Annotated in this window: 12 protein-coding genes; 8 read left to right on the top strand and 4 right to left on the bottom strand. The window is 62.1% G+C overall.

Annotated elements, in window-relative coordinates:
- Positions 1-93 precede the first annotated feature (93 nt).
- From ACYG97_RS08525 to ACYG97_RS08515, 3 genes are all read left to right on the top strand, one after another.
- Complete coding sequence (locus ACYG97_RS08525; protein WP_023734365.1) at positions 94-1608, top strand: protein adenylyltransferase SelO; 1515 nt, start codon at positions 94-96, stop codon at positions 1606-1608.
- Positions 1609-2265: 657 nt separating this feature from the next.
- Positions 2266-2451: a hypothetical protein gene (locus ACYG97_RS08520; RefSeq protein ID WP_023682450.1), complete on the top strand. Its 186-nt coding sequence runs from the start codon at positions 2266-2268 to the stop codon at positions 2449-2451.
- 2 nt (positions 2452-2453) lie between these two features.
- A complete protein-coding gene (locus tag ACYG97_RS08515) occupies positions 2454-2654 on the top strand; it encodes a hypothetical protein (protein ID WP_081726098.1) in 201 nt (66 codons plus the stop codon).
- 601 nt (positions 2655-3255) lie between these two features.
- Here ACYG97_RS08515 and ACYG97_RS08510 read toward each other — a convergent pair.
- Both ACYG97_RS08510 and ACYG97_RS08505 read right to left on the bottom strand, forming a co-directional pair.
- The gene (locus tag ACYG97_RS08510) at positions 3256-3414 is read right to left on the bottom strand and encodes a hypothetical protein (protein WP_023672685.1); all 159 of its coding nucleotides are present in this window, start codon (positions 3412-3414) and stop codon (positions 3256-3258) included.
- A gap of 185 nt (positions 3415-3599) precedes the next feature.
- A complete protein-coding gene (locus ACYG97_RS08505; protein ID WP_023688551.1) occupies positions 3600-3902 on the bottom strand; it encodes a DUF982 domain-containing protein in 303 nt (100 codons plus the stop codon).
- Positions 3903-4091: 189 nt separating this feature from the next.
- Here ACYG97_RS08505 and ACYG97_RS08500 point away from each other — a divergent pair, with 189 nt between their 5' ends.
- From ACYG97_RS08500 to ACYG97_RS08480, 5 genes are all read left to right on the top strand, one after another.
- Positions 4092-5153, top strand: coding sequence for a glycosyltransferase family 4 protein (locus ACYG97_RS08500; RefSeq protein ID WP_023672687.1), 1062 nt, complete (start codon positions 4092-4094; stop codon positions 5151-5153).
- A gap of 43 nt (positions 5154-5196) precedes the next feature.
- Positions 5197-7359 carry an amylo-alpha-1,6-glucosidase gene (locus tag ACYG97_RS08495; protein WP_023688553.1) on the top strand — a complete coding sequence of 721 codons (2163 nt, stop codon included), beginning with the start codon at positions 5197-5199 and terminating at the stop codon, positions 7357-7359.
- Between the two features lie 144 nt (positions 7360-7503).
- Positions 7504-9285: an alpha,alpha-trehalose-phosphate synthase (UDP-forming) gene (locus ACYG97_RS08490; RefSeq protein WP_023734364.1), complete on the top strand. Its 1782-nt coding sequence runs from the start codon at positions 7504-7506 to the stop codon at positions 9283-9285.
- Positions 9282-10070, top strand: a complete 789-nt coding sequence (otsB, locus tag ACYG97_RS08485) for a trehalose-phosphatase (RefSeq protein WP_023672690.1) — start codon at positions 9282-9284, stop codon at positions 10068-10070. The genes ACYG97_RS08490 and otsB overlap by 4 nt, the downstream gene beginning before the upstream one ends.
- Positions 10071-10270: 200 nt before the next feature.
- On the top strand, positions 10271-11728 hold the full coding sequence (locus tag ACYG97_RS08480) for an NCS1 family nucleobase:cation symporter-1 (protein WP_023693457.1): 1458 nt from the start codon (positions 10271-10273) through the stop codon (positions 11726-11728).
- A 116-nt stretch (positions 11729-11844) separates the two neighbouring features.
- Here ACYG97_RS08480 and ACYG97_RS08475 read toward each other — a convergent pair whose 3' ends face one another.
- Positions 11845-12381 carry a DUF1697 domain-containing protein gene (locus ACYG97_RS08475; protein WP_023702848.1) on the bottom strand — a complete coding sequence of 179 codons (537 nt, stop codon included), beginning with the start codon at positions 12379-12381 and terminating at the stop codon, positions 11845-11847.
- Between the two features lie 24 nt (positions 12382-12405).
- Positions 12406-14043: a CTP synthase gene (locus tag ACYG97_RS08470; RefSeq protein ID WP_081725397.1), complete on the bottom strand. Its 1638-nt coding sequence runs from the start codon at positions 14041-14043 to the stop codon at positions 12406-12408.
- Between the last annotated feature and the right edge of the window lie 85 nt (positions 14044-14128).

Below are 14128 nucleotides of genomic sequence, written 5' to 3'. Positions count from 1 at the left end.
GCACCAACGACGTTGCGTCCCTATATGAACAAATGAACACAGGCTCCTCGAAACGGGATCTGTTGAACCCCTCCTCTTCAGAGACAGCTCGTCATGACGTCACCTGCGACTGCTGAACAACCCCCGGTCATTCAGACGGGGCTTCCCGCCCTGAGCAACAGCTATGCGCAATTGCCGGAGCGCTTCTTCGCGCAAACAGATCCGAAGCCGGTGTCCGAACCGCGGCTGATCCGGTTCAACCGGCACCTCGCGGAGGAACTCGGGCTCGATGCCGACCAGCTTACCAGCCCGGATGGAGTGGCGATGCTTGCCGGCAACAGATTTCCGGAAGGGTTGCAAGCAATCGCCCTGGCCTATGCGGGCCACCAGTTCGGAAACTTCGTGCCTCAGCTTGGCGACGGGCGCGCCCTGCTGCTTGGCGAAGTGGTGGACGTCAACGGCGTTCGCCGTGACATCCAGCTGAAAGGATCGGGACCAACGCGGTTCTCGCGCAACGGCGACGGCCGCGCCGCACTCGGCCCTGTCCTGCGCGAATATGTCGTCAGCGAAGCGATGGGGGCGCTCGGCATTCCGACGACGCGAAGCCTTGCGGCGGTGCTCACCGGCGACCCGGTCTATCGCGAGGTCCGGCTGCCCGGCGCCGTCCTGACACGGGTGGCGGCAAGCCATATCAGGATCGGCACGTTCCAATATTTCGCCGCGCGCCACGACACCGAGGCGCTCAAGATACTGGCCGACTATGCCATTCAGCGTCACTTCCCACAGCTGGCGGGGGAAGCACGGCCGTACCGGGCTTTGCTGGAGGCCGTTGTCGCCGCACAGGCGGACCTGGTGGCGCGCTGGATGCTGGTCGGCTTCATCCATGGCGTCATGAACACCGACAATATGTCGATCTCGGGCGAGACGATCGACTATGGTCCATGCGCCTTTATGGACGCCTATGACCCCAGCGCGGTGTTCAGTTCGATAGACCGCGCCGGCCGCTATGCCTATGCCAACCAGCCTCGTGTCGCCACATGGAACCTTGCGCGCTTTGCCGAGACCCTGCTGCCGCTCATGAGCACGGACGAGAATGAAGCAGTGTCTGAAGCGGAAGAGGTGCTGAGGTCGTTCCAGGCCTCCTATGAGGCTGTGTTGCAGCGCGGCTTCCGCAGAAAACTCGGACTGCTGACCGAAGCGGAAGGCGACTTGCAGCTCGCTGCCGACTTTCTGGATGTGCTGGCTCGCGGCGAAGCGGATTTTACGCTCGGCTTCCGGCGCCTGGGCGATGACCTCGACGCTGCGGACGGCCAAGGCACGGCGCGGCAGTTGTTTAAGGATCCAGGTGCATTCGATGCCTGGTCGGCGCGGTGGCGACAGCGCATCGCAAGCGAAGCAGCCGACACGGCCACGCGCCGGGCAGCCATGCAATCCGTCAATCCCAAATTCATCCCCCGCAATCATCGCATCGAGGCGATGATCCAGGCGGCGTTGGGCGGCGACTTCACACCGTTCGAGGAGATCCTGACGGTCGTCAGCCGTCCCTTCGATGAGCAGCCGGGAATGGAACGCTATGCTGAGCCGCCACGCCCGGATGAGCGCGTCCTGCAGACATTCTGCGGTACCTGAGACATTCGTGATGGTCGCTTAACATGTGCAAATGCGGAAGACCCATTTGCAAGCTATCGTCACGGGTACTCTCGTAAGGGCTGAGCTATGACGATCATAGAATTGGCATTCGAATTGCTGGCACGGAAGCTCGTAGACCGTACCGGAATATCAGACGAAGATGCTCGAGATCTTGTCGCAGCCATGGGAGCTGACTGGTCATCGCTCGTGCGAGCAGCGAGGGCGATAAAAGAGACTTAGGTCTTTTGACGTCGTTTTAGCTGCCATCAGCTGCAGGCAGATCGGACCAGAGGCTGCTGCGGCGATCCAGGCGCGACACCACGCTCGTCACCGATCATGTCAGCAACGTGGTCAAGCACTGTATTTCGGTCGCTCCAATTGACCGGGTACAACACGCTGCTCTCCTGAAAGCCACTGCAGCCCGCTACGCAAGTCGCCGGAAGCTCGCAATAAACTGCGATAGCAGCCCAGGCTTAGGATTTATATTGCAGGCCCGCACCACTGGCGGGGCGACGCGGGCGGGCCGCTGCCGTTCCTTGAAATCCGCGTTGGGAGTCAGATTCCGTCGGCACCGAAAAGCACAGGTGCTGACGAAGCAGACGGAACTTCCCCCCACGATCACGGTTTGGAGTCACGAGACCAACCAAGGAGATGCAGATGTCGAGCAAAATGCCGCCCGTGCCGCCTGAGAACCAGAGCCAGAAGGGTCGAGGAGAAGGGCGACAGATTAGCCACGATGATGCCCAGCACGGCACTCACGGAGCGCCGGATCCGGAGCGCCAAGGGCAGCAAGCCAACACCAAGGTCAACACCACTCATCAGGGCCGTCAGCAGGATCGGTGATCATGTCCACATCGAAGAAACACCCGAACACGATCCGGCAGGGCGGGCCAGGCGCATCGCACGAGAACGCCAGAAAACCCTTACAGATCAACAAGCCCCCGGCGGATGAAGACCGTCGATCCAAAAGCCGAGTTTCAGGGGGTGGCGGTGAAAAGGACAGTCATCATTCGCACAATCCAGCCAAGAAGGGTAGCAACAGTTGAACCCACGGCTTTGTGAATGATTGTGCTAAAGCGCGCCGCGTGTGCATGTCATTGTCTCACAACCGAGCCTTTTTTTGAGTGACATGCATTAGCCGGACCAGGGTGAGGATCAGCGAGTCGAGACGCCCGGAAAAACCGGAGGCCGTGGGCCCGCACCACTGGCGGAGCGATGCGGGCCCGGCCAAGGGTTACGGCCCTCGACCAGCAGCGAGGGGCTCGCTGCCGCATGCAGAACAAGCCCCGTAATTTCAGGTTCCGCTTATATACAAAAAAGCCGGCCACCTTTCGGCAGCCGGCCAGTTCCAACAGAACAAGGGAACGTGCACTGATGGGGCAGTGCAACGCCCGAAGTGTTTCGAGGCGACGATGTTCCACCGGAAATCCACAGATTCGCCGTTTCGATCTACATTGGCCGGATTGAAAGATCTTTGACGATCTCTCCCAAGTTCTCGCGGAGCCCGGTCCGACGTGTGGCGCCCTGTCTGCGCCTTGGCTCTCTATGCGGCCAGCAAGCTCGTCCTTGAAGAATGCCCGCCGCGGCTGCCGCGCGCGTCAAACACCGGCGTGCAATTGGTCGAGCGCGCGGCAGACCGGGGACGCGTCAAGTCGAGCGTCGGTCGACGTAGGTGTAGACGCCGGCCCCAATGGCGACCGCGCCGACCGTGATCACGATCGATGGCGCGCCCATCAAACTGGCAAAGACCGCCCAGATGAGGGCGATGACGATAGCGCCGAGTGTTCCCAGGATCAGTCTCGGCATTGTCTACCCCTCCACGTTCGGGCCGCCTGTGGATGGTCGTCACCCACCGGTCATGCGAAACGCCGCATGAAAGCACAGTGTGGCCCATGAGGTGAAGGGCCGCGCCGGAATACTCCGGTGCGGAAAAGATGATGCCCGCGCCGCCAAAGCCCGGGTGTTCAATAGCCAAATGGCTGGACCGGCGCCTAGCGCCTCAGCGCGTGGACTTCCGCCATGCTTTCGCCGCCCATCGGCAGGGCCATGTCATCATCGAGCAGCCGGGTGATGCGGGCAAAGCCCGTAAACGCCTTCCTGGCTGCTTCGGCCGACATTCTGCCCGACAGGGCCGCGGAGCAGCAATTCACGGCGCACTGATACACAGGCCCACGCCGTCCCAATGGCCATTTCTGCAAAAAGACCATCGCTTCGGCAACGCTATCGACTTCCTCGACGGGGTGTCCCTGCCCGCGCGCAATGCGCACGGGCGTAAAGAAATGCAAGCGGTCCATTTTGTTCTCTCCCTGGTCGGCCGCAGCGCGAACCAACCCTACTAAATTCGCGGATGGCGCGTTTGTTCCGCTTATTGCAAAAAAATCTGCGCTGGTGGGCTTGGGTTGCCGACGCCCGCTTTTGTCCGGAACGTTAGGCCGGCTGATGCATTTCGCTCTCGTGATTGCCTTGAGGGACACGTTCAAACCATGCGCATAGCCCATGTCGCCCCTTTGCACGAATCGGTGCCACCCCTTCTCTATGGCGGCACCGAGCGCATCGTTTCCTATCTGACCGAAGGGCTGGTCGAACTCGGCCATGAGGTGACGCTGTTCGCCAGCGGCGACAGCCGGACGTCGGCCAGACTGATACCAGGTCGCGAACGCGCGCTACGCCTCGATCCGCGCCCGCTGAAATCGGACACGGCGGCGCATCTTGCGATGCTTGCCGATGTGAGGAACCGAGCCCACGACTTTGATATCATTCATTTTCACCTCAGTCATTTCCTGCATTTCTCGTTCTTCGAGACCATGCCGGACAAGACGGTGACGACGCCTCATGGCCGGCTCGATTATGTCGATCTGGCGCCAGCCTATGAGCGTTTTCCGCGCTTTCCGCTGATCTCGATCTCGCATAGCCAGAAGACCGGGCTTGCGAATGCCAATTGGCTGGCCACCATCCATCACGGGCTGCCGACGGGTCTCTATCAGCCGACCTTCGAGACGGCGGCAGGCGAACCATACCTCGCCTTTCTCGGCCGGCTTTCGCGCGACAAGCGGCCGGACCGGGCCATCGACATCGCCTTGCGCTCGGGCATGAAACTCAAGCTGGCGGCCAAGATCGGCGACGATGATCGCGCCTATTTCCATGAGACGATCGAGCCGTTGATCGATGGCGACCGCATCGACTATGTCGGCGAGATCGCCGAGAGTGAGAAGACTGAATTCCTCGGCAATGCCGCTGGTCTGCTGTTTCCGATAGACTGGCCCGAGCCGTTCGGCCTTGCCGCGATCGAGGCGATGGCGTGCGGTACGCCAACCATCGGCTGGAACTGCGGTGCGTTGCCGGAAGTCATCGACCATGGCGTTACCGGATTTGTCGTCGATTCTCTCGACGCCGCGGTCGCCGCGGTGCCGGCCTTGCTGCAACTCGACCGGCGAAAGGTGCGCGCCGTCTTCGAAAGTCGGTTCTCCGCCAACAGGATGGCGCGCGACTATCTCACTGCCTATGCGCGTCTCATCGGCGCCCCGGCTGAATCGAAAGCGTCGTGAACGACGGCGGACGTTCCGAGCCCGAAACAGAGATTTGTGACTGATGACCGAACTTGACGAGCGCAAGCTCGACCCTGCCGTGGCCCTTGCCTCCCTGGACGAAACCGCGCCGCGCGAGCCGCACCGGCTGTTTGCCCTAAAGCAAGGCGACTGTTTTGCCGTGGCCGATGCCTACGGCGATATCAGGGGTGCGGGCGACGGTTTCTTCCGTGACGACACCCGGGTGCTGTCGGAGTTCAGGCTCACCGTCGGCGGCCGGCAGACATCGCTGCTCGGCGCCTCGCTCAGCCAGGACAATGTGCTGTTCACCAGCAATATGACCAATTTGCCGATGCAAAGCGTCGGTGGCCGCGACATCCCGCAGGGCGCCATCCATATCGAGCGCGTCAGGCTGTTGTGGCAGGACCGGCTGTTCGAGCGCATCACCCTTTCCAACTACAGCCAGGAGCATTCGGCAATCCGCGTCTCGCTGCATTTTGCCGCCGATTTCCGGGACATGTTCGAGGTCCGCGGTTCGACCCGGCCGAAGCGCGGAATGGCGCATGCAGCGGAGATCGAGCCTGCCTCGGTGCTGCTGCGCTATGACGGACTGGACGGGCTGGCGCGGGTGTCGGCGATCTCGTTCTCGCAGCCGCCAGACCAGTTGAGCGCCGAGCGCGCGGATTTCCTCATCGCAGTGACCAAGCGCAGCAGCAAGATGCTTTACGTCGAGGTCGGCGCGGAACTGACCGAAACGCCCGACCGCGACCGCTTCCGGGCGGCCGCGGCGCGCGCCCGTTTCGGCATGCGGGCCAAGCGCCGCCATGGCGCGACGGTGCACAGTTCGGGTCGCGTCTTCAACGATTGGGTCGAACGCGCCCGCGCGGATGTCGCCTTGCTGACCACCGAGTTGTCGACCGGCCCCTACCCCTATGCCGGCATCCCCTGGTTTTCGACGGCCTTCGGCCGTGACGGCGTCATCTCGGCGCTGCAGATGCTATGGCTCAACCCCGGCCTGGCGCGCGGCGTGCTTGCCTTCCTCGCCCAGCACCAGGCGACCGAGACATCGCCTTTCAGCGACTCGCAGCCCGGCAAGATCATGCACGAGACGCGCAAGGGCGAGATGGTGGCGCTGCAGGAACTGCCTTTCGGCCGCTACTATGGCGGCGTCGATACCACGCCGCTCTACATCCACCTCGCCTGCGCCTATGCCGAACGCACCGGCGACATGGACTTCATCGCCAGCCTGTGGCCGTCTCTCTGCGCCGCCGCCAAGTGGACGGAAGAGGCGAGCCGCGCAACCGGCTTCGTCACCTATCAGCGCGCTGCCGAATCCGGCCTTGCGAACCAGGGCTGGAAGGACAGCTTCGACTCCGTCTTCCACGCCGACGGGCGCATTCCCAAGGGGCCGATCGCGCTGGTCGAAGTGCAGGGTTATGTCTTCGCCGCCTTCAGGGGCCTTGCCGCTCTCGCCCGCCGCCGGGGCGAGTTCGCGCAGGCCGAGCACTGGGAAAATCGCGCCGAAGAGATGCGGATCGCCGTCGAGCGTGATTTCTGGCTGGACGATCTCGGCTTCTATGCGCTGGCGATCGACGGCGCCGGAGAGCCGTGCAAGGTGCGCACCTCGAATGCCGGACACCTGCTCTATGTCGGCCTGCCCGAACCGGCGCGGGCTAAGATGGTCGCCGACCAGTTGCTTTCGGCTTCCTTCCACTCCGGCTGGGGGGTGCGAACGCTTTCCGACGACGCTGTGCTGTTCAACCCGATGTCGTACCACAATGGTTCCATCTGGCCGCATGACACGGCGATGTGCGGCGCCGGCCTGGCGCGGTTCGGCGAGCGTGACAGCGTGGTGCGGCTGATGAGCGGTACGTTCGAATCGGCAGTGCATTTCAACATGCGACTGCCGGAACTGTTCTGCGGTTTCACCCGCTCGCCGGGCGAAGCGCCGATCGCCTACCCCGTCGCCTGCCTGCCGCAAGCGTGGTCGGCAGGCTCGGCCTTCATGCTGATGCAGGCGTGCCTCGGTCTGGAAATCGACGGCTGGAACGGCGAAATCCACGTCACTCGACCCCGTTTGCCGATCGGCATCGATACGCTGACGCTCAGGCATCTGGGTGTCGGCGAAAAGAGGGTCGATCTTACCTTCCAGCGCGTCGGCGACCGCGTCGTCGCCTTTCTCGCCGACCGCCATGAAGGGCTGGTTCCGCTGATCGTGCGGACATGATCTGAACGGCCTTCAACGGGAACCGAACCCAGGGTTTGTGCGTTGCGAAAAACACAGGTTCTCACGGGCGATCGTCGGCTGCGAACACTCAAATCGAACCATGAAGAAAAAGGCCCTGGCGGCCAAAATTGAGTTGGAATTGGAATGACTGATTATGGCATGGCCCTGCTCTGGGTCTTGATCGTTGCAAGCCTTGGCCTTTCGATTCTAGCCGTTATGTTATCGATCTCCAGGCAACGTCGTAGCCATAGCTTGACGGTTGCACCGACTGCCGGCGAGGACGTCGCATCGGAAGCGACGCGCAAGGTCTTGCGGGAGTTCGAGAAGAACGGACAATCTCCCGACGCGGCGCTGGTGAACTGGTCGCCCGACACCTTGCGCAAGATACTTGCCGACGACCTGCCGGACGCGCAGGTCATCGTCGTCTCGAACCGAGAACCCTATATCCACAACATCAAGGACGACGGCGTCGAGCTTCTGGTGCCGGCCAGCGGCCTGGTGTCGGCGCTTGAGCCTATCACCCGCGCCTGCAGCGGCACCTGGATCGCCTATGGCGGCGGAACGGCGGATCGTCTGACGGTCGATAGCAACGATCGGGTTCAGGTGCCGCCGGATAATCCGTCGTATACGCTGCGCCGCGTGTGGCTGAGCGACGACGAATATCAGGGCTACTATCTCGGCTTTGCCAATGAAGGGCTTTGGCCGCTCTGCCATATCGCCTTCACCCGGCCGGTCTTCCGTGCCTCGGACTGGGAGGCCTATGAGGCCGTCAACCGCAAATTCGCCGATATGGTGGTTGCCGAGGCGCGCAATGAGCGGCCGATCGTGCTGGTTCAGGATTACCATTTCGCGCTCCTGCCGCGCATGATCCGCGAGCGCCTGCCGGAGGCGATCATCATCACCTTCTGGCACATCCCGTGGCCGAACTCCGAAGTGTTCAGCATCTGCCCATGGCGCGAACGCGTTCTTGATGGACTGCTCGGGAGCTCGATCATCGGCTTTCACACCCAGTTTCATGCCAATAATTTCACTGAAAGCGTAGACCGGTTCCTGGAAAGCCGCATCGAGCGCGCCGACGCCGCGATCTCGTATGGCGGGCGGACGACCCTGGTGCACGCCTATCCCATCTCCATCGAATGGCCGGCCGAACTCCTGGCCAAACTGCCACCGGTCGAGGAAAGCCGCGCCCGCCTGCGTGAGCGGTTCGGCCTGTCGGCGGACGTCAAGCTGTGCGTCGGCGTCGAGCGCCTGGACTACACCAAGGGCATCCTCGACCGCTTCCATGCGCTGGACGAATTGTTTACGCGCCACCCCGAGTGGATCGGCAAGGTAGTGTTCCTGCAGATTGCTGCCCCAAGCCGCGGCACGCTGCCGGCCTACCAGCAACTGCACGATGAATGCATGCGCTATGCCAACGAACTCAACCAGCGCTACGGTCATGACGGGTACAAGCCCGTGGTCATGGTGGCTGAGCACCATTCGCAGCAACAGGTCTATGAGATCTATCGCGCCGCCGACATCTGCATGGTCACCAGCCTGCATGACGGCATGAACCTCGTAGCCAAGGAATTCGTCGCCGCGCGTGACGACGAACAGGGCGTGCTGTTGCTCAGCACATTTGCCGGCGCGTCGCGCGAACTGCTGGAAGCACTGATCGTAAATCCTTACGACGCGGCGATGATGAGCCAGGTGCTGCTGCAGGCGCTGACCATGTCACCGGACGAACAGCGCGAGCGCATGCGCCCGATGCGGGAAATAGTGCGCGACAACAATGTCTTTCGCTGGGCCGGCAGCATGCTGCTCGATGCGGCGCGCCTGCGCAAACGCGGCGACCTCGAAAGAGCGACTAGTGTCGCCGAGCGGCCCGCAAACACCGACACCAACATCGTCTCGCTGTTCGACCGCATGCGGAAGGTGGCGTCATGAATAGCCTGTCAAAAGCACCGGGCCTGCCAACCGCACCCGACCTGCCGGAAGGACAATGGGCGCTTTTCCTCGATATCGACGGCACGTTGCTGGAGCACGCGGCGCACCCCGACGCCGTGTCCGTAAGCGACGAACTGCGCAACCTCCTCGGCGTCGTCGATGAACGGCTGGACGGCGCTGTCGCCTTTATCACCGGCCGCTCGGTCGAAGGCGCCGACCGCCTGTTTCATCCGTTGAAGCTGCGTGTTGCCGGTCTCTATGGGCTGGAACACCGGCTGACGCCGGACGGCCCGGTCGTTACCGCCGATGCTCCCGCCGATATCGCTGCCCTTGCCGACGCCATCGAGGCCGAACTGGATGACGGCCTTGTTCATATCGAGCGCAAGGGTCCGATCCTCGCCATCCATACGCGTGCGGCGCCGCATCTGCTGGCCAGGGCAACGCATCTTGCCGAACAGGCATTGACCGAGCTTCCCAAGGGCTATCGGGTTATCCCGGGCAACGCCGGCGTCGAACTCATGCCGCTCGAAGCAGCCAAGGGCGCTGCCGTGCGGCGTTTCATGGCAATCCCGCCCTTTGCCGGACGGCGGCCGGTCTTTCTCGGCGACGACACCGCCGACGAAAACGGTTTCGAGGCGATCAACGAGGCCGGCGGCATCTCGATCCGGGTCAAGCCGCGTGGGCCGACCGTGGCCCAATACAGGCTCGATGATGTCACCTGCGCGATAGCTTGGCTTGCCGCCAATTTCGACGCATCACCGGCCCTCAACCGCAAAGCGTCCTGATCCCTGCCGTCTGCGGGTCGAATCAAGATCGCCGTGATTGCGCCGACCTTCGCCAAAAGCCGATCGATAAGCGCTGTTCTCATTGAATATCTTTAAGGCCAAAGCCGGCAAATGGATTGCTTGCCGGTTCCCCTGCGTCAGGCATAACCTGCGCAGTCGACGCGTGAGGGCGCGTGCGGCATCAAGGGGAGGACATCGCAGTGACCATACAAGGCGCATCACCCGATCTATACAATGAGGATCTGGCTCCGGCCAAAGTCCGAAACTGGGGGCCGTTCTCGATTTTCAACGTCTGGACGTCGGACGTCCACAGCCTCTGGGGCTATTATCTCGCCGCAAGCCTGTTCCTGTTTTGCGGCGGCTTCGTCAATTTCATCATCGCCATCGGCATCGGTTCGCTGATCATCTACGCGCTGATGAACATGGTCGGCTATGCCGGCGTGAAGACCGGCGTGCCCTACCCCGTGCTGGCGCGCGCGTCCTTCGGCATCTGGGGCGCCAACATTCCGGCCCTGGTGCGCGCCATCGTCGCCTGCTTCTGGTACGGCGCGCAGACGGCAGCGGCATCGGGCGCGATCGTGGCGTTGCTGATCCGCTCGCAATGGTTCGCCGATTTCAACGCCAACACGCATTTCCTCGGCCATACGGGTCTGGAAGTGATCTGTTTTGTGGTCATCTGGGCACTGCAATTGCTGATCATCCAGAACGGCATGGAAACGGTGCGCCGCTTCCAGGATTGGGCCGGCCCGGCGGTGTGGGTGATGATGTTGATCCTGGCGATCTATCTCTGTGTAAAATCCGGGAGATTTGCCTTTACCAGCGACATCCCGATGGATGTGCTGCTCGACAAGACAAAGGATGCCGGCGTACCCGGAACCCCTGGCTCCTGGACGTCGCTGTTTGCGGTGGCGGCGATCTGGGTCACCTATTTCTCGGCGCTCTATCTCAATTTCTGCGATTTCGCCCGCTATGCCCCAGACAAGGCATCGCTGCGCAAGGGCAACATCTGGGGCCTGCCGATCAATCTCATCCTGTTCTCGCTGGTCGCCGGCGTGACCACCATCGCTGCCTTCGACGTCTATGGCGAAGTGCTTCTGCATCCCGACCAGATCTCGGCGAAATTCGACAGCTGGTTCCTGGCAGCGCTTGCAGCCCTGACCTTTGCCGTGGCGACGCTCGGCATCAATGTGGTGGCAAACTTCGTCTCGCCGGCCTTCGACTTCTCCAACGTCTTTCCGCGGCAGATCGACTTCAAGAAGGGCGGCTATATCGCGGCCGTAATCGCGCTGGTGCTCTATCCCTTCGCGCCGTGGGAAGGCAGTGCGGCGTCTTTCGTCAACGTCATCGGCGCGACGATGGGGCCGATCTTCGGGGTGATGATGGTCGACTACTATCTGATCCGGAAGGGCGAGGTCGACGTCGAGGCACTGTACCGCGAAGATGGCGAGTTCCGCTTCCAGGGCGGCTGGCACATCAACGCCTTCATAGCCGCCGGCATCGGCGCCATCTTCTCCTCGGTCCTGCCGAACTTCACCAATTTGCTGCCGGCATGGTGGGGCGTTTATGGCTGGTTTTTCGGCGTCGGCATTGCAGGGGTCATCTACTACGTCCTTCGCACCGCCGCCCTTGGCGCAGGGGCCAGGACGGCGAAGGCGTGAAATTGAGGGATAGGGAGTAGTCAGTAGTCAGTAGTCAGTAGTCAGTAGGGAATAATACCCCTACTCCCTACTCCCTACTCCCTACTCCCTACTCCCTACTCCCTACTCCCTACTCCCTACTCCACCATCTCAGCCAATCTCCGCACCGTGTTCCAGTTGCGTGCGGTGCCGATGCCCATGCGCTTGTGGTTCATGGCAGCGAGCAGCCGCGAGCTTGGCCGCTCGCGCGAAAAGACGACCCAGATGTCGCCATCGACCGAAGCCACCTTCTCGTCCTCGGCGGCATAGGCCTGGAGCGCGGCCACACCATCCGCTGGCGCTGGCTTGCGCATCACCCGCACAGCCACCTGATCGCCTGCCTCGGCAGAGTCGGCCGGGAATGGGTTGCCGGCGGCAAGTTTCAGCCAATCCTCGGCAGTGCGCACGATGATGACGACGTTGCGGCCGAAGGTTTTTTCGAAGGCCGTTTCCAGCCGCTGTTCCAGCTTGGCGATGCCGGTCGCCCGTGTCTCGAAGACCAGATTGCCGGTCGCCACCAGGGTGCGCGGGTTCTTCAGCCCAAGCTGTTCAGCCATCGCCTTGAGGTCGGCCATGACGACCCGGCGGCCTTCGCCGAGGATAATGCTGTAGAGCAGCGCAACATAGGTCTGCATCAGCTGCGAAACCTCACCGTGGCCCTAGACCAGTCGCGACTGGTCCACCGCGGCCGAGATGAAGCTGGCGAACAGGGGATGCGGCTCAAGCGGCCGGCTCTTCAGCTCCGGATGGTACTGGACGCCGATAAACCAGGGATGGTCGGGATATTCGACGGTTTCCGGCAGCACACCGTCGGGCGACATGCCGGCAAACACCAGGCCGCAATCTTCTAGCCGCTCCTTGTAGTCGATATTGACCTCGTAGCGGTGGCGATGGCGCTCGGAAATCTGGGTGTCGCCATAGATGTCGGCGATCTTCGAACCCTTGGCGAGTTCAGCCTGATAGGCGCCAAGCCGCATGGTGCCGCCGAGATCGCCCGTTTCGCGGCGCTTCTCCAGCATGTTGCCTTTCAGCCATTCGGTCATCAGGCCGACGACCGGCTCGTCGGTCGGACCGAATTCGGTCGACGAGGCGTGTTCGACGCCGGCCAGCGAGCGCGCTGCCTCGATGCAGGCCATCTGCATGCCGAAGCAGATGCCGAAATACGGCACCTTGCGCTCGCGGGCGAATTTCGCCGCCAGGATCTTGCCTTCCGAGCCGCGCTCGCCGAAGCCGCCGGGCACCAGGATGCCATGCACCTTTTCCAGCCACGGCGTCGGGTCTTCCTTCTCGAAAATCTCGCTCTCGATCCAGTCGAGCTTGACCTTGACGCGGTTGGCCATGCCGCCATGCGACAAAGCCTCGATCAGCGATTTGTAGGCATCCTTGAGGCCGGTGTATTTGCCGACAATGGCGATCGTTACCTCGCCTTCCGGATTGTGGATGCGGTTGGACACGGCCTGCCAGGGCTCCATGCGCGGCTTCGGCGCCGGATCGATACCGAAGGCGGCCAGCACTTCCGAATCGAGCCCTTCCTTGTGGTAAGCCATCGGCACGTCATAGATGTGGGGCACGTCGAGCGCCTGGATGACGGCGCTCTCGCGCACATTGCAGAACAGCGACAGTTTTCTGCGCTCTTCCTTGGGGATGGCGCGGTCGGCGCGGACCAGCAGGATATCGGGCGCGATGCCGATGCCGCGCAGTTCCTTGACCGAATGCTGGGTCGGCTTGGTCTTCAACTCGCCGGCCGTGGGGATGTAAGGCATCAAGGTCAGGTGGACATAGACGGCGTTGTTGCGCGGCAGATCGTTGCCGAGCTGGCGGATAGCCTCGAGAAACGGCATCGCCTCGATATCGCCAACCGTACCGCCGATCTCGCACAGCACGAAATCATAGTCGTCATTGCCGTCGAGCACGAAATTCTTGATCTCATCGGTGACATGCGGAATGACCTGCACGGTGGCGCCGAGATAGTCGCCGCGCCGTTCGCGCTCGATGATGTTCTTGTAGATGCGGCCGGTGGTGATGTTGTCTTGCTGGTTGGCCGAGCGGCCGGTGAAGCGCTCGTAATGGCCAAGATCGAGATCGGTCTCGGCGCCGTCATCGGTGACGAAAACCTCGCCATGCTGGTAAGGCGACATCGTTCCGGGATCGACATTGAGATAGGGATCGAGCTTTTTGATGCGTGCGCGATAGCCTCGCGCCTGCAAGAGAGCCCCAAGGGCCGCTGCAGCGATGCCTTTTCCAAGTGAGGAAACCACGCCGCCTGTGATGAATACATATCGCGCCATGGGAGTCATCGCTTAACGCGGCCGAATTGATTCCGCCAGAGAAAAAACCGCCGCTGAGGCTTTTTCCAGAGAAGGCGCGATAGTCCCGAGGTTC

The organism is Mesorhizobium sp. W067, assembly GCF_054719525.1.
This window is presented reverse-complemented; position numbering and strand designations above follow the sequence as displayed.